A 16,589-nucleotide genomic window follows, 5' to 3' on the forward strand; every position below is an offset into this window, starting at 1 on the left:
TATGGCTTATCGCTAATTAAGCATTGGCGATAAGCCCATTTTCTAATAGACATAAGGAGCGATAAGTGAATGAGCTTTTTTAAACGACTAAAAGAAAAGTTAACTGGCAGTACAGAAGAAGAAAAAGTCCAACAAGAACAGGCTGAAAACCTTGAGTCTGAGTCGGTGGAAATCGATGAAGTCGACGGTTTAGAAGTTGAACAAGAAGAGCCTGTTGTTATTACTAACGAGGTAATTGAACAGGTAATCGAAGAAATTGTAGAAGTTGAAGAGGCTGAAGCAGAAACAGCTGAAGAATCGGTTGTTGAGGATGAGAATCTACCTGCTGCTGTTGAAGAGGCAGTGGAAGATGAGAAAAAGCCATCAGCATGGTCAATTACTCAAAAATTCAAAAATGGTTTAGCGAAAACGCGTGATTCCTTCACATCAAAAGTGAATGATCTTGTAGCACGTTATCGTAAAGTGGATGAAGACTTCTTTGAAGAATTAGAAGAGCTTTTACTTCAAGCCGATGTTGGCTTCGAAACAGTAATGGAGCTTATGGACAAATTACGCTTCGAAGTACAACGCCAAAACATCAAGGATACAGAAGGCATTCAATCCATTATCTCTGAAAAGCTTGTTGAGATTTACGAAGCAGGCGAGGATAATATTACCGAGTTAAATATCCAGCCAGCAGGCGAGCTAACAGTCATCTTATTCGTTGGTGTAAACGGCGTTGGTAAAACAACAACAATCGGTAAACTAGCTCACCGTTTATCACAAGAAGGAAAATCAGTTGTACTTGCGGCAGGGGATACATTCCGCGCAGGAGCAATTGACCAGCTACAAGTTTGGGGAGACCGTGTTGGTTGTGAGGTTATCAAGCAATCAGAAGGCTCAGATCCAGCAGCTGTTATCTATGACGCCATTGCTGCAGCGAAAAAACGCGGCGCAGACGTATTGATCTGTGATACAGCTGGTCGTCTACAAAACAAAGTAAACCTAATGAAAGAGCTAGAAAAAGTGCACCGCGTAATCTCACGTGAAATTCCAGATGCACCACATGAAGTATTACTAGCCCTTGACGCAACAACGGGCCAAAACGCTCTTATTCAAGCCCAAACATTCAAAGAAGCAACAAATGTAACAGGTATCGTGTTAACAAAACTAGACGGAACGGCAAAAGGCGGTATCGTCCTAGCCATCCGCAACAAACTGCACATCCCAGTAAAATTCGTTGGACTTGGCGAAAAAATGGATGACCTACAACCATTCGACGCAGAACGCTACGTCTACGGCCTATTCGCAGAAGGCTTAGAAAAAGAATTAGAAAAAATCGAAGACTAACCAAGCCAGAAAACTATTTCAGTATCCTGCCACACGCGGGTGCTGGAGTAGTTTTTTGTTTTGGGGTGGTTTTAAAAGTGCCGTGTGTGAAAAGCGTACGGATTTTGTTCGTGAAACGTATTGGGAGCACAGGTGATTTTGGAAGCGAGTTTCACAGGGGGGGATGAAACGCGTTGCGAGCAAGGTAGGTGTTTGAAACGAGTTTCATGGAGTGAATGAAACGTATTGTGAGCAAGGAAAATGATTGGAATGAGTTTCATAGGGGGAATGAAACGTATTGCGAAGAAGGAAAACGATTGAAACGAGCTTCAAAGGGGGAATGAAACGCATTACGAGTAAGCTAAACGATTGGAATGAGTTTCATAGGGGGAATGAAACGCGTTGCGAGCAAGGTAGGTGTTTGAAACGAGTTTCATGGAGTGAATGAAACGTATTGTGAGCAAGGAAAATGATTGGAATGAGTTTCATAGGGGGAATGAAACGTATTGCGAAGAAGGAAAACGATTGAAACGAGCTTCATAGTGGGAATGAAACATATTGAGAGCAAGGTAAATGTTTGAAACGAGTTTCATGGAGTGAATGAAACGTATTGAGAGCAAGGAAAACGATTGGAATGAGTTTCATAGGGTGGATAAAATGCATTGAGAGCAAGGTAAGTGTTTGAAACGAGTTTTCATGGAGTGAATGAAACGTATTGCGAGTAAGGTAAGTGTTTGAAACGAGTTTCATGGAGTGAATGAAACGTATTGAGAGCAAGGAAAACGATTGAAATGAGTTTCATAAGGTGGATGAAACGCATTACGAGCAAGGAAAACGAATGAAACGAGCTTCATAGTGGGAATGAACCGTATTGCGAAGAAGGAAAACGAATGAAACGAGCTTCATAAGGTGGATGAAACGCATTACGAGCAAGGTAAACAATCCAAATGCGGTTCATCGAACAAATGAATCGCATCGTGAACAAGGAGACCGTTTGAAACGAGTTTCATAGGGAAGATGAACTGCATCCCGAAGCAAAAAGGTAAACGCGATGCAGTTCATAAGAGGAATGAACGGCATGCCGAAGCAAAAAGGTAAACGCGATGCAGTTCATAAGAGGAATGAACTGCATCCCGAAGCAAAAAGGTAAACGCGATGCAGTTCATAAGAGAAATGACCAGCATCCCGAACCAAAATTATAAACAAGCTGCCGAATAAACCAATCCCCAATCTCCATCCCCCAACCATCCCCAACCACAAAATCCCCCTACTTAACCTACCAATTGTTTAGTATAATTTAATTGTATACAAATGGAATGTTTTGAAAGAAGGGTTACAAATGGATCGTCCAAAATTGTGGACTAAGAATTTCCTTATGATATGTGGCGTTAATTTTTTCACGCATCTTGTATTTTATAGTTTGCTTGCGACTGTTACGCAGTATGTCATTGGACACTTTGGAAAAAGTCAGAGTGATGCTGGGCTCGCTGTTGGGATTTATGTAATTATGGCGGTTGTAGCGCGGCTTTTTGCTGGGAAAATCGTTGATATGATGGGGCGTAAGAAAATACTTATTATCTCTACAGTGCTTTTCTTCTTGGCTGTTTTAGCCTATCAGCTTGCAACGACCTTTACTTTATTTATGATTGTTCGGGCAATTCACGGGCTTACCTTTGGATTTTTAATGACTGCTACTAATGCGATTATGGCAGATGTTGTACCCGATGAACGTAGGGGAGAAGGAACAGGCTATTATGCTACCGCAATGAATATCGCGATGGCGACAGGACCGTTTATTGGCCTATTTATGCTAAGTATCACAACTTTCGATATGTTTATATGGGTATTGGTTTTCGCGGCTTTCTGTAATCTGCTTGGAATCTTCTTAAAAGTTCCAGCGCCAAAAAGGGAAACACAGCATACTCAAAAGCTTACCTTTTCAATCAGTGATATGTTTGAAAAACAGGCATTACCGATTGCCATCTGTATGTTTTCGTTAGCTTTAGGCTATTCGAGCTTATTATCATTTTTAGCGTCTTATACGGACGAAATCGGGCATGGGGAAGTAGCTACATACTTTTTTGTTGTTTACGCTGTTGCGTTAGTACTCACGCGACCTATTACAGGTAGGCTATTTGATCGCTTAGGGGAAAATAAATTAACCTATCCGATGCTTGTTTTATTAGTTATTGGCTATTTTGTCTTAAGTCAAGCGAGCAGTGGGTGGATGATTTTGTTAGCTAGTGCTTTAATCGGAATCGGCTATGGGACAGTGCAATCCAATTATTTAGCGATCGCCATTAAAGAAGCGTTAAAAAATAGGAAGGCTACTGCCACATCAACATTTTTCATCCTGATGGACTTAGCAATTGGAATTGGCCCGTATCTATATGGGGTTTTATTGGCTTATATGAGCTATCAATCGATGTATAGCTGGACGGTCGTGTGGTTTGTTGTTGCTATAGCAATATATTATTTCTTGCATGGTAAAAAAGCGAGAACAAGACAAGCAAATGCAGAGAAAATAGGTTGATTTTAGGCATATTAAAACTTGAAAATGTGGACAAGGAAATTTCCTTGACACACCTTTTGAAAACGTATATGATACAGTAGACAAAATATGATTGGAGAGATATTTAATGCTACTTGAAAAAACAACACGCATGAACTTTCTCTTCGACTTTTATCAAGCATTATTAACTGATAAACAAAGAAGTTATATGGAACTTTACTACCTAGATGACCATTCACTGGGGGAAATTGCAGAGAGCTATAAAGTTTCACGCCAAGCTGTATATGACAACATTCGTCGTACAGAGGCAATGCTTGAAGAATATGAAGATAAATTACGTTTATTTGAAAAATTTGGTCTACGTCAAGAAATTCTTGAACTGTTAACTAAGTCAATCAAGGACGAAGCTTCTACTATAGAATACCGTCTTGAATTGGTGAAACGATTAAAAGAAACGGATTAGGAGGCTAATACATGGCATTTGAAGGGTTAGCGGAACGACTCCAAGGAACAATCCAAAAGATAAAAGGTAAAGGGTTAGTTACCGAACAAGACGTTAAAGCGATGATGCGAGAGGTTCGTCTTGCATTAATCGAAGCAGACGTTAACTTAAAGGTTGTTAAAGAGTTTGTCAAAAAAGTTAGCGAACGAGCTGTTGGTTCAGAAGTGATGAAAAGCTTAACTCCTGGTCAACAAGTTATTAAAATCGTTCAGGATGAGCTGACATTATTAATGGGTGGGGAACAAAGCCCTATTAAATTTAATACGAAGCCGCCAACTGTCATTATGATGGTCGGGCTGCAGGGTGCTGGTAAAACAACTACTACTGGTAAATTAGCGAATGTATTACGTAAAAAATATAATCGTAAGCCTTTATTAGTTGCTGCCGATATTTATCGTCCAGCCGCTATTCAACAGCTTGAAACATTAGGAAAGCAGCTGTCTATTCCTGTCTTTGCTCTAGGAACAGAAGTATCTCCAGTTGAGATTGCTCGTCAAGCATTAGAGCATGCAAAAGAAGAGCATCATGATGTGGTTATTATCGATACTGCAGGTCGACTGCATATTGATGAAACACTAATGGATGAGCTAAAAAATATTAAAGCACTTAAAGAACCAGACGAAGTATTTTTAGTTGTCGATGCTATGACTGGTCAGGATGCTGTTAATGTTGCTCAAAGCTTTAACGAAACAATCGGTATTACGGGCGTTGTCTTAACAAAATTAGATGGCGATACTCGTGGTGGTGCTGCACTATCTATCCGTGCTGTTACAGAAAAACCGATTAAATTCGTCGGTATGGGTGAAAAAATGGATGCTCTTGAGACATTCCACCCTGAACGTATGGCGTCTCGTATTTTAGGGATGGGTGACGTTCTTTCGTTAATCGAAAAAGCGCAAGCAAATGTAGATATGGAGAAGGCAAAAGAGCTTGAAGAAAAATTTATGTCTCAAAGCTTTACTCTTGATGACTTTGTGGAGCAGCTTCAAGCTGTTAAGAAAATGGGGCCGCTTGAGGATATGCTTAAGATGCTGCCAGGTGCCAACAAAATCAAAGGCCTTGATAATGTGAAGGTCGATGAAAAGCATATGGGGCGTGTGGAAGCGATTATATATTCCATGACTAAGGCAGAAAAAAACCATCCAGAAATCATGAATGCAAGCCGTAAAAAGCGTATTGCACAAGGATCTGGTACATCTGTGCAGGAAGTCAACAGATTGCTTAAGCAATTTGAGGATATGAAGAAAATGATGAAGCAAATGACAGGTATGACTCAAGGTAAAGGAAAGAAAAAAATGAAGCTACCTGGCCTGGATTCATTGTTTAAATAAAAAAAGTTTGCTAAAATATTAGGTGTTAAGAAAAAACACTTTACAAACCAAAATAAACTTGATAATATACTATCTTGTGTGAAACTTATTCGGAGGTGCAATAAATAATGGCAGTTAAAATTCGCTTAAAACGTATGGGAGCTAACAAATCTCCTTTCTATCGTATCGTAGTTGCTGATTCTCGTTCTCCACGTGACGGACGTCAAATCGAAACAGTTGGTACTTATAACCCACTTACTTCACCAGCAACAGTTAACATCGATGAAGAGAAAGCTCTTAAATGGTTAGCTGATGGTGCAAAACCATCTGATACTGTACGTAACCTGTTCTCAGAACAAGGTATCATGGAGAAATTCCACAACCAAAAATTCAGTAAATAATTCTAGAGGTGACACGCGATGCAGAAGCTGATTGAAACAATCGTAAAACCGTTAGTCGATTATCCAGAAGAAGTTCGTGTCGAAACGGACGAGAATTCAAGTCGAGTTGTTTATAAACTTTTTGTTCATCCAGAAGATCGAGGAAAAGTAATAGGCAAGCAAGGTCGCGTTGCAAAGGCAATTCGTACAATTGTTTATTCAGCTGCTGGCAGTCATCACAAGAAAAAGACTTACGTCGACATATTAGACTGAAAAGTGGAGCGCGTTTGTTCAACCGCGACAAGCACTGGAGACTGCTGAAGGGCATGCTTGCATGCACAGAAGAAGTCGAAGTGACCTCGAGCGGTTAACGTGCGAAACTAGACAATAAAGCGGAAAACGGTAGTAAATGCCGTTCAAAGCTTACATAAAAGAAGGGAGCTAAATGCTATCCCTTCTTTTTTATTAACTTTTTTAGTATGATAATGTCGATATAAGCAATTGATATTTAACTTAAGGTGGGCTTAATTAATGGAATGGTATAATGTAGGTAGAATCGTTAATACACACGGAATTCGCGGAGAGGTACGCGTCCTTTCCACAACAGACTTTGAAGACGTACGATTTGCGATTGGAAACAAATTAGCGGTTTTCAAAAAAGATGATAAAAAACCAATTTGGGTAACGATAGAAAGTGCCCGTCGACATAAAAACTTTATTTTATTAACCTTTGAAGGCTACAATAACATCAATTTTGTGGAGCCTTTTAAAGAAGGTCTATTAAAAGTGTCAAAGGACCAATTAGATGAGGATGTACTTGAAGAGAACGAATACTACTACTTCGAAATAATTGGCTGTGAGGTCTTTTCTGAAGAAGGCGAGCAAATTGGAACGATTACGGAGATTCTTGAAACTGGTGCTAATGATGTATGGGAAGTGAAGAATGCTAACGGTAAAAAACACTATATCCCTTATATTGAGGATGTAGTAAAAGAAATCGACATAGAAGAAAAGAAAATCGTTATTCACGTGCTGGAAGGTTTATTGTAATGAATATTCATGTCCTAAGTTTATTTCCAGATATGTTTACCGGTGTATTCGGTTCATCGATTTTGAAAAAGGCACAGGAAAAAAATGCTGTTTCATTGGCGGTGTCTGATATCCGGGATTTTAGTACAAATAAGCATAAACAAGTAGATGATTATCCTTATGGTGGTGGTGCAGGTATGGTGTTAAAGCCAGAGCCGATGTTCCAGGCCGTAGAATCTATTACAGAGGGACGAAAACCTCGAATTATTCTTATGTGTCCTCAGGGTGAGCGCTTTACTCAAAAAAAAGCAGAGGAGCTTGCTAAGGAAGATGAGCTTGTGTTCTTATGTGGGCATTATGAAGGCTACGATGAACGGATTCGTACAAATCTTGTGACCGATGAAATCTCTATCGGGGACTTTGTATTAACTGGTGGGGAATTGCCTGCTATGACTGTAATCGATGCTGTTGTACGTCTTTTGCCTGGTGTGTTAGGACAAGAAGACTCTCATATTCAGGATTCGTTTTCAACAGGGCTATTAGAGCATCCACACTATACTCGTCCTGCTGAATTTAGAGGAATGAAAGTGCCTGATGTATTGTTATCAGGGAACCATGCTAATATCGATAAATGGCGTGAACAGGAGTCCTTAAAACGCACATTTGAAAGACGTCCGGACCTTCTGGATGAAATGGAGCTAACACCACAGCAAAAAGCCTTTGTCGAAAGCTTGAAGTCCAAGTAGCAGCATAGGTTTATTGTGGAAGCTATTAATTCTTTTTTAAAACTAATTGGTGTATCAAAATAAGTCGAATTAGAATCTATATAATACTTGCAAACAATAAAAAGAATATGGTATTATTCAAGTTGTGCTTCTATATGAAGTGCTGAATTACGGTGTTCCGCTGAGTCCATTTAGAGGACTGTAAGAGCATCTGTCTAAGGAGAGAAAATAAATGTCAAACATTATTACAGAAATTACAAAAGAACAGCTTCGTTCTGATCTACCATCTTTCCGTCCTGGTGACACTGTTCGCCTACACGTTAAAGTTGTAGAGGGTACTCGTGAGCGTATCCAATTATTCGAAGGTGTAGTTATTAAACGTCGTGGTGGCGGAATTAGCGAAACTTTCACAGTTCGTAAAATTTCTTACGGTGTTGGTGTTGAACGTGCATTCCCTGTTCACACTCCAAAAATCACTAAATTAGAAGTTATCCGTCGTGGTAAAGTACGTCGTGCTAAACTTTACTACCTACGTAACCTACGTGGTAAAGCTGCTCGTATTAAAGAAATCCGATAATAACTTTTTGAGAGGGGGCTTGTTTTCAAGCTCTCTTTCTTTTTGGTAAAAAAGAAATGGAAACAATAGGCTTCTTATCTAATAAATGCAACAAAAGATATAGCTCCATATTGGAGAAGATATTCATGAGTTTTCAAACTTGTATACATAATTCATTTACAATAAAATGATGTTAGATAGGGAGGAATCTTCCGTGGAGAATACAAAAAAAGAAAAAAACGAACTTTGGGAATGGATTAAAGCGCTTGTAATTGCATTTGTTATTGCTGTGCTCATTCGCTACATATTATTTACACCAATCGTGGTGGATGGAGATTCGATGATGCCAACCTTAAAAGATGGCGACCGAATGATAGTAAACAAAATTGGCTATACAATCGGCAAACCGGATCGCTTTGATATCGTAGTATTCCATGCTCCAGAGGGCAAAGATTACATTAAACGTGTGATAGGTCTTCCTGGTGATACAATCGAATATAAGGACGACCAGCTCTATATAAATGGCAAGGCTTATGATGAGCCATATTTAGATGAGTATAAATCACAAATAACAGAGGGCACTCTAACACAAGACTTCACTTTACAAGAAATTGACCCAACGCTTGACGTCATTCCAGAAGGGTATGTCTTTGTAATGGGAGATAACCGACGCTATAGTAAAGATAGTCGTCATATTGGCATCGTTAGTCAGGATGAGCTTATTGGAAATACAAGCATTATCTTCTGGCCAATCGGTGATATTACAATTGTAAAATAATATTGAATGAGTGAAGGGGGTTCTTTTGCAATCTCCTTTTCTTTTTGGAATCAAGACATAGCACATAAAAATTTTTGGACATAATAATTTTAGGAATACATATAAGGAGGAATACAACATGACTATACAATGGTTTCCGGGACATATGGCGAAAGCGCGACGTGAAGTTTCAGAAAAACTCAAACTAGTAGATATCATTTTTGAGCTTATCGATGCGCGTTTGCCCCTTTCTTCAAGAAATCCAATGATTGACCAGGTGATCAATCAAAAACCGCGTCTATTAATTTTAAATAAAGCAGATATGGCCGATGAGACTGAAACAAATAGATGGGTGCAATATTTTGCAAAGCAAGGACACACAGCAGTAGCCATAAACTCTTTAGAAGGAAAAGGACTGCAAAAGGTAACAAAAGCGGCACAAGAAATTTTAGCTGAAAAATGGGATCGAATGAGAGCGAAAGGTATGAAGCCGCGTGCGATTCGTGCCATGATTGTAGGAATTCCAAACGTAGGGAAATCCACTTTGATCAACCGATTAGCGAAGAAAAATATCGCAAAAACAGGGAATATGCCTGGGGTAACAAAGTCTCAGCAATGGATTAAAGTAGGAAAAGATATCGAGCTACTAGATACACCAGGAATTCTTTGGCCAAAGTTCGAGGACCAAGAAGTCGGTTTGAAATTAGCTTTAACAGGTGCCATTAAGGACACAATCATTAACATGGAGGACCTTGCAGTTTACGGACTGAAGTTCCTTTCTATCCACTACCCATATCGTATGGAAGAACGCTACGGATTAACAGCAATTCACGATGAACTAATAGATACTTTTGACCATATCGGTAAACACAGAAAAGTTTTCGGACCTGGTGGAGAAATCGACTACGATCAAGTGGCTCTAATCATCGTTCGTGATATCCGTAACCAGCACTTCGGCAAAATTACATTCGATATTGTCGCTGAACAATTAGAAAAAGAAGCTTTGGCGGAGGAGTAGTCGCTGGAGTAACTCAATAGTAGTCTTTGAACGCACTTCGTACTTTGTATGAAGTGCGTTTTAATTATTAAAGTGAGAGGTGAAAAAATAGCTCGTGCTTTTAGTAAAATTTGCGCGGTTAGATTGGTTTGGACGTAATGAGTGGGGGAGTCGCACGTTATCGGGTGAAAGTCGCACGTAACGAGATGGAAGTCGCACGAAACGAGATGAAAGTCGCACGTAAAACGATGAAACTCGCACGTAAAGAGAGAAGTCGCACGAAACGGGGTGGAAGTCGCACGTAACGAGATGAAAGTCGCACGTAAAACGATGAAACTCGCACGTAAAGAGAGAAGTCGCACGTAATCGGGTGAAACTCGCACGTAATCAGGGAAAAGTCGCACGTAAATCAACCAAACTCGCACGTAACCAGACCAAACCCGCACGTAACCCCACATCTCCATCCCCACCCCAAAAACCCCAGCAAAAAAAGCAAAGAAAAAACGGTATCGTTTCTCCTTCGCCCTTCACGTTACTTAAACTTATGCTGGCATATCCGTTGGAGTTGGTGCAGCATAGCCTTCTTTATATTTGGAATCAATGGCATCTCTAATTTCCTTTAATGATTTCCCTTGTTGAGCCATTTGCACGGATTCTACAGCAATTTCTAGGCAAACAAGGCAGCGTGTTCCGTGATCATCCCAAACTACGGAACCATCCTCGCGCGTCTCTGCTATGAAGCAATTTAAGTTACTGCGATGTCCTACTGAATCCCCGCACCCACAATAGCAAGGCATCCATTCTAAAATATCTGTAGCTTTACCGGCAACCTGATAGACTAGACGAATATCCTCATGCTGACCGTCTAAAAAGCTTGGTAAAATATCAGCTGATGCAGTCATTTCTTGAATGTCGCCAGAAGCATGATCGTGGGAATCGTGGCTATCACTCGCTTGGCTTGTACCCGTATCATCACCATGATCTCCACTAGCCTCATGCTCTTCTTTTGTATGTTCATCTTTTGCAGCATTCCCGCATGCGGACAATATAAGGAGTATGCTAGCAAAAAGAGGGAAAAGTTTTTTCATAAGTTCTCCTCCAATCAGTTCAAGTTAATTATAGACTGAAATTTACCAGATGGACAAGGAACTGTGTTAATTTGATAGTAGAGAAAATCTAATTGGAAGTTTCGAATAGTTTCTTCTAAATTGAGGAAAAATGCCGATATATATAAAGAGATAAAATAGGGAAGTGTCATACATATGGTAAAAACAATAAAAGAAATTACAATCGCTTTAAACGAAGCGCAAAAATACGAAGCCTGGATGAAGGAAATCGAAGCCGATGAACGTGCAGGAGTTATAAAGGCTTGGAAGCAATGGAATAATCGTATGGAAAAAGAAAAGAAAATGCTAGAAGAGCATGAAAGTAAGGTTAATTTCGACAAAAGCTTTTTAGCCTCACCAGAACATCATGTAGCCGGTATTGATGAAGCAGGGCGTGGTCCTTTAGCTGGTCCTGTTGTTACAGCTGCCGTGATTCTGCCAAAAAACTGTGAAAAATTTATAGGCATCAATGATTCGAAGCAGTTAACAAAAAAAGCAAGAGAAGAATTTGCAGCCATCATTAAAGAGCACGCCTTGGCCTATGCCATTCATTTTCAGAGTGCAGCAGTAATTGATGAGCTTAATATCTATGAAGCGACAAAGCAATCCATGAAAAAAAGCGTTGAAGGATTAGAGATTTGCCCAGACTTTTGTATTGTGGATGCTATGACATTGCCGATTGATATCTCTCAAAGCTCGATTATCAAAGGTGATGCTAAAAGCTTAAGCATTGCTGCAGCATCCATTCTAGCGAAAAATGCGCGAGATGAATATATGGAACAGCTTCACGAAAAATACCCAGTCTATGGCTTTGACCAAAACGCTGGATATGGCACTAAGCAGCATTTGGAAGCGCTCGAAGCATATGGCTTTATGGAAGAACACCGAAAAAGCTTTGAACCGATTAAATCAATGGTTGAAGTAAAGGAGCGGGTATTAATATGACATCCACATCTTTTAATCCAATACAAATACAGCAAACAACAATTGAACAAAATCAACCCCTATCCCTAAAACAGGGACAAGTATTCCATGGGACCATCAAAAAACTATACCCAGATCAAATGGCTGAAATACAGGTTGGACAAAACAAATTGTATGCAAAGCTTGAAACCCCTTTAAAAGCAGGAGATTCGCATTTTTTTCAAGTAACGAACATGAATCCTCAAGCAGAGTTAAAAGTGGTTACAGGGCCAATGCAGCAATCTCAAACAACAGCTCAGCAGTTAAATCAGCTATTAGACACCATGAATCTGCCAAAAACACAAGAAATGCAGCAAGTGCTTTCCCATTTTGTGAAAAATCAGCTACCTCTTTCGAAGGAAACGCTCTTACAGGCTGAAAATTGGCTGAAGAATTTGCCAGAATCCATTACAAAGCAGGAAGCATTGCAGGCTATTCAAAAAATGGCGGAGCTAAAGCTTCCATTCACAAACGAAATATTTAAAGGTTTAATATTTGGTTCCAAAAGTAATGGGATGACTTCTGCTCTTGCCAATTTGTCGACATTATTAGCTCAGGATACAAGTATTGAACCTGCCATAAAATCAACTATTCAGCAGCAACTTCAACTGATTTCTAAGCCCCTTGCAGAAGAAACAGGTGGCAACCTACTTTCAAAGGCTGTGCAAAATTTGTTTAACACAGAAACAAGTGCTTCCCAAAAATCACAGGTGCTCAACCTCTTAAAAAATGCAGATATAGTCCCAAAGAATGCAACGGCAGAGAATTGGCTATCTCAAGGCTTAAAGCAGCATCAAAACCTGGCAAATGAATCGATTAAACCATCTGCGAGTCAGCTGATTCAAACGGTGATGACTTCAAAACCGGCAGATTCGCAACAAATCATCCAGCAGGTACAAACATGGATTAATGATCAGACAAACTTATCAGAGCAGCAAAAAACACAATTACAGCAGCTCGTAAATCGCTATGAAGCATTACCAAAAAACGCTTCAACACTACTCGAGATGTTCACAAAGCAACTCCATGAGCAGCTCGTCAAAGCGTTTGCAGCCCAATCGAGTGAGACTTCTACTACAACACCTAGGGACCAATTACTTTCCCTGCTGAAGCCTGAAGCTACTTATCCCCAAGCTACTCAGTCTACTTTGTTAAATTTAGTGAGAACAGCAGGAGAATCAACTGTAGCAACCGTCCAAAATATGCAGCTGCAAGCAGATGCAGAAGTATTGTCAGCAATGGATGGGAAAATGATGGAACAAGCGATTAAAACAGTCCTAAAGGGCTTGGGCATGAGCTACGAGGCGTCCTTAAATAGTAAAATGTCCGATATGCAAGAACTGGCCCAATCGTTAAAGCCGCAGCTCTTATCTCTTATACATGATTCTCAAATTTCCTCAAATGTCAGAGAAGCAACGGACAATATTCTATCAAGGTTAAATGGGATGCAGTTAACTTCAGGAGAAAACGGTCATCAGCATCAATTAGTCATGCAAATTCCGTTGCAGTTTTTAGGTAAAAAAACAGAGGCAACTCTTCAATGGAATGGCCGAATGAAGGAAAATGGCAAAATTGATGCCAACTACGCGCGGGTTTTATTTTACTTAAATATGGAGGCTCTAGAAGAAACAATGGTGGATATGCAGGTTCAAAATCGCATCATTACCATTCATTTATATAATAATCAGCCACAGCTTGAGAATTTAGCCGAGCCCTTGAAAGCTGTATTAAAAAAGGGATTATCAGATAAAGACTATCAGCTATCCGGATTATTTGTGAAGCCTTTTGAAAAAACTACTGCTCCTCAAACTGTCACGATGAAAAAAGGTGATGAATCGAAATTGAATAGTGGAGTGGATATTCGAATATGAACGATAAAAAGTATGTCAGAAAAGAAGCAATCGCACTAACCTACAATCCAGAGAATAATAATAGCCCGACTGTAATCGCAAAGGGAAAAGGGAAAATCGCTGATAATATCCTAGAAAAAGCAGCGCAAAATGATATACCAGTATATGAGGACAAAAACCTTGTTGAACTGTTAGGGAACCTTGATTTAAACGAATCTATTCCTGAAGAATTGTATGAGGCAGTAGCAGAAGTATTTGCTTTTATTTATCGATTGGATCGCAATTATCAAACAAAAACAAAATAAATCTTCAAGAAACTATAGACGAAAATACAAAAGATAGATAATATTGTAATAAAATATTCTATTTTTATACAAATGATACAAGGATAGACATTGTCAGAATGTTTGTATAGAATGGATTATGTTAAGAAAATAATTTCCACAAAGGTTGATTGGAGGATGTATCATGAATATCCATGAGTATCAAGGGAAAGAAATCCTAAGAAAATATGGAGTAAGTGTTCCAAATGGGAAGGTTGCGTTTTCACCGGAGGAAGCTGTAAAGGTTGCAAAGGAACTTGGTTCAAATGTAATCGTTGTCAAAGCTCAAATCCATGCGGGTGGACGTGGTAAAGCTGGGGGTGTAAAAATCGCGAAGAATTTGGAGGAAGTCCGAACTTACGCGAAGGAGTTATTAGGAAAAATCTTAGTAACTCATCAAACTGGTCCTGAAGGTAAAGAGGTTAAACGTCTTTACATTGAAGAGGGGTCAGACATTAAAAAAGAATATTATTTGAGCTTTGTTTTAGATAGAGCAACTTCTCGAGTTACTTTAATGGGCTCTGAGGAAGGCGGCATGGATATTGAGGAAGTAGCAGAGCACTCTCCAGAGAAAATCTTTAAAGAAGTAATCGATCCTGTTTCAGGACTGCTTCCATTCCAGGCACGTCGCATGGCTTTTAGTATGAATATTCCGGCAAAGCTTGTAAACAAAGCAGCAAAACTAATGCTAGGTTTATATGAAGCCTTTGTTACTAAGGATGCTTCTATTTTAGAGATCAACCCACTTGTAGTAACAGGTAGTGAAGAGGTTGTCGCTCTAGATGCGAAATTTAATTTCGATGGAAATGGCTTATATCGTCATAAAGATATCGTTGAACTAAGAGATTATGATGAAGAGGATCCAAAAGAAATCGAAGCTTCTAAATACGATCTTAGCTATATCTCATTAGATGGCAACATTGGCTGTATGGTTAATGGGGCAGGTCTTGCTATGGCCACAATGGATACAATCAGCTATTACGGCGGAAAACCGGCTAACTTCCTGGATGTTGGGGGCGGCGCTACAGCAGAGAAAGTAACAGAAGCATTTAAAATTATCCTATCAGATCCAAATGTTAAAGGAATCTTCGTTAATATCTTCGGAGGCATCATGAAATGTGATGTCATTGCAGAGGGAGTAATTACTGCTGCGAAGGAAGTAGGGTTAAAAGTTCCTTTAGTTGTACGTTTAGAGGGGACAAACGTAGGACTTGGTAAAGAACTATTGAATGCATCTGGTTTAAATATTGTAGCGGCCGACTCAATGGCAGATGGCGCTGAAAAAATTGTAGAGCTTGTAGGTTAAGGAGGCTAATGACAATTCATGAGTGTATATATTAATGCGGATACAAAGGTAATTGTTCAAGGAATCACAGGGGAAACTGCACTTTTCCATACAAAGCAAATGCTGGAATACGGCACGAAAATTGTAGCAGGTGTTACACCAGGAAAAGGTGGACAAGTTATTGAAGGCGTGCCTGTATTTAATACTGTAGAGGATGCAGTAAAGGTAACAGGTGCTAATGTTTCAGTTATTTACGTACCAGCACCATTTGCAGCTGATGCAATTATGGAGGCAGTGGACGCTGACTTAGATTTAACAATTTGTATTACAGAGCATATCCCGGTATTAGATATGGTAAAAGTAAAGCGTTATATGGAAGGCAAGAAAACGCGTTTAGTTGGACCAAACTGCCCGGGTGTGATTAGTGCAGATGAATGTAAAATTGGAATTATGCCAGGATACATTCATACAAAAGGTCATGTAGGCGTTGTATCTCGTTCTGGTACGTTAACATATGAAGCAGTTCACCAGTTAACACAAGCAGGAATTGGTCAAACAACTGCTGTTGGTATTGGTGGAGACCCTGTAAATGGAACAAACTTCATCGATGTACTACAAGAATTCAACAATGATCCAGAAACTTATGCAGTTGTGATGATTGGTGAAATCGGTGGTACAGCAGAAGAAGAAGCTGCTGAATGGATTAAAGCGAATATGACAAAGCCTGTTGTTGGATTTATCGGTGGACAAACAGCACCTCCAGGTAAGCGTATGGGGCATGCTGGTGCAATTATTTCCGGCGGTAAAGGAACAGCAAAAGACAAAATTAAAGCTATGAATGATGCTGGAATTGAGGTTGCGCCTACTCCATCTGTAATAGGTGAGACATTAATTAAGGTTATCAAAGAAAAAGGTCTATACGAACAATGTAAAACTCATTAAAATAGAGGGTGGGGCGTGTTATAACGCTCCACCCTTCCCTAATT

Annotated in this window: 17 protein-coding genes; 16 read left to right on the top strand and 1 reads right to left on the bottom strand. The window is 39.6% G+C overall.

Annotated features, from left to right (window positions below):
* The first annotated feature begins 69 nt into the window (after positions 1-69).
* The 11 genes from ftsY to ylqF all read left to right on the top strand — a co-directional run bounded on the left by ftsY (position 70) and on the right by ylqF (position 10,097).
* A complete protein-coding gene (gene ftsY, locus BJ095_RS06880; protein ID WP_107933957.1) occupies positions 70-1,329 on the top strand; it encodes a signal recognition particle-docking protein FtsY in 1,260 nt (419 codons plus the stop codon).
* A gap of 1,318 nt (positions 1,330-2,647) precedes the next feature.
* The gene (locus BJ095_RS06885; protein WP_107933959.1) at positions 2,648-3,841 is read left to right on the top strand and encodes an MFS transporter; all 1,194 of its coding nucleotides are present in this window, start codon (positions 2,648-2,650) and stop codon (positions 3,839-3,841) included.
* Positions 3,842-3,947: 106 nt separating this feature from the next.
* A complete protein-coding gene (locus BJ095_RS06890) occupies positions 3,948-4,283 on the top strand; it encodes a putative DNA-binding protein (RefSeq protein WP_107933961.1) in 336 nt (111 codons plus the stop codon).
* An 11-nt stretch (positions 4,284-4,294) separates the two neighbouring features.
* Positions 4,295-5,653 carry a signal recognition particle protein gene (gene ffh, locus BJ095_RS06895; protein ID WP_107933963.1) on the top strand — a complete coding sequence of 453 codons (1,359 nt, stop codon included), beginning with the start codon at positions 4,295-4,297 and terminating at the stop codon, positions 5,651-5,653.
* 107 nt (positions 5,654-5,760) lie between these two features.
* Positions 5,761-6,033, top strand: a complete 273-nt coding sequence (gene rpsP / locus BJ095_RS06900; RefSeq protein WP_036202915.1) for a 30S ribosomal protein S16 — start codon at positions 5,761-5,763, stop codon at positions 6,031-6,033.
* An 18-nt stretch (positions 6,034-6,051) separates the two neighbouring features.
* The gene (locus tag BJ095_RS06905; protein WP_107933964.1) at positions 6,052-6,285 is read left to right on the top strand and encodes a KH domain-containing protein; all 234 of its coding nucleotides are present in this window, start codon (positions 6,052-6,054) and stop codon (positions 6,283-6,285) included.
* 258 nt (positions 6,286-6,543) lie between these two features.
* Positions 6,544-7,062 (top strand): ribosome maturation factor RimM, encoded by a 519-nt coding sequence (rimM, locus tag BJ095_RS06910; protein ID WP_107933966.1) that lies wholly within the window; start codon positions 6,544-6,546, stop codon positions 7,060-7,062.
* Positions 7,062-7,787, top strand: coding sequence for a tRNA (guanosine(37)-N1)-methyltransferase TrmD (gene trmD / locus BJ095_RS06915; protein ID WP_107933968.1), 726 nt, complete (start codon positions 7,062-7,064; stop codon positions 7,785-7,787). Before rimM ends, trmD begins: the two co-directional genes overlap by 1 nt.
* Before the next feature lie 211 nt (positions 7,788-7,998).
* Positions 7,999-8,343 carry a 50S ribosomal protein L19 gene (rplS, locus tag BJ095_RS06920; RefSeq protein ID WP_107933970.1) on the top strand — a complete coding sequence of 115 codons (345 nt, stop codon included), beginning with the start codon at positions 7,999-8,001 and terminating at the stop codon, positions 8,341-8,343.
* Between the two features lie 193 nt (positions 8,344-8,536).
* The gene (gene lepB / locus BJ095_RS06925; RefSeq protein ID WP_107933971.1) at positions 8,537-9,100 is read left to right on the top strand and encodes a signal peptidase I; all 564 of its coding nucleotides are present in this window, start codon (positions 8,537-8,539) and stop codon (positions 9,098-9,100) included.
* A 118-nt stretch (positions 9,101-9,218) separates the two neighbouring features.
* Positions 9,219-10,097 carry a ribosome biogenesis GTPase YlqF gene (ylqF, locus tag BJ095_RS06930; RefSeq protein WP_107933973.1) on the top strand — a complete coding sequence of 293 codons (879 nt, stop codon included), beginning with the start codon at positions 9,219-9,221 and terminating at the stop codon, positions 10,095-10,097.
* Positions 10,098-10,618: 521 nt separating this feature from the next.
* On the opposite strand, the gene BJ095_RS06935 is transcribed toward ylqF, so the two are convergent.
* A complete protein-coding gene (locus BJ095_RS06935; protein ID WP_107933974.1) occupies positions 10,619-11,164 on the bottom strand; it encodes a PCYCGC motif-containing (lipo)protein in 546 nt (181 codons plus the stop codon).
* A gap of 174 nt (positions 11,165-11,338) precedes the next feature.
* On the opposite strand from BJ095_RS06935, the gene BJ095_RS06940 reads away from it, so the two are divergent.
* The 5 genes from BJ095_RS06940 to sucD all read left to right on the top strand — a co-directional run bounded on the left by BJ095_RS06940 (position 11,339) and on the right by sucD (position 16,545).
* Entirely contained in the window at positions 11,339-12,127 is a 789-nt protein-coding gene (locus BJ095_RS06940; RefSeq protein ID WP_107933976.1) for a ribonuclease HII, read from the top strand.
* On the top strand, positions 12,124-14,016 hold the full coding sequence (locus tag BJ095_RS06945) for a hypothetical protein (protein ID WP_107933978.1): 1,893 nt from the start codon (positions 12,124-12,126) through the stop codon (positions 14,014-14,016). The genes BJ095_RS06940 and BJ095_RS06945 overlap by 4 nt, the downstream gene beginning before the upstream one ends.
* Positions 14,013-14,300 (top strand): EscU/YscU/HrcU family type III secretion system export apparatus switch protein, encoded by a 288-nt coding sequence (locus BJ095_RS06950; RefSeq protein WP_107933979.1) that lies wholly within the window; start codon positions 14,013-14,015, stop codon positions 14,298-14,300. The genes BJ095_RS06945 and BJ095_RS06950 overlap by 4 nt, the downstream gene beginning before the upstream one ends.
* Before the next feature lie 163 nt (positions 14,301-14,463).
* Complete coding sequence (gene sucC, locus BJ095_RS06955; RefSeq protein ID WP_107933981.1) at positions 14,464-15,624, top strand: ADP-forming succinate--CoA ligase subunit beta; 1,161 nt, start codon at positions 14,464-14,466, stop codon at positions 15,622-15,624.
* An 18-nt stretch (positions 15,625-15,642) separates the two neighbouring features.
* On the top strand, positions 15,643-16,545 hold the full coding sequence (gene sucD, locus BJ095_RS06960) for a succinate--CoA ligase subunit alpha (protein ID WP_107933983.1): 903 nt from the start codon (positions 15,643-15,645) through the stop codon (positions 16,543-16,545).
* Positions 16,546-16,589 lie beyond the last annotated feature (44 nt).

The sequence above is a fragment of the Ureibacillus chungkukjangi genome, assembly GCF_003217295.1.
GTDB classification, from domain to species: Bacteria; Bacillota; Bacilli; order Bacillales_A; family Planococcaceae; genus Ureibacillus; species Ureibacillus chungkukjangi.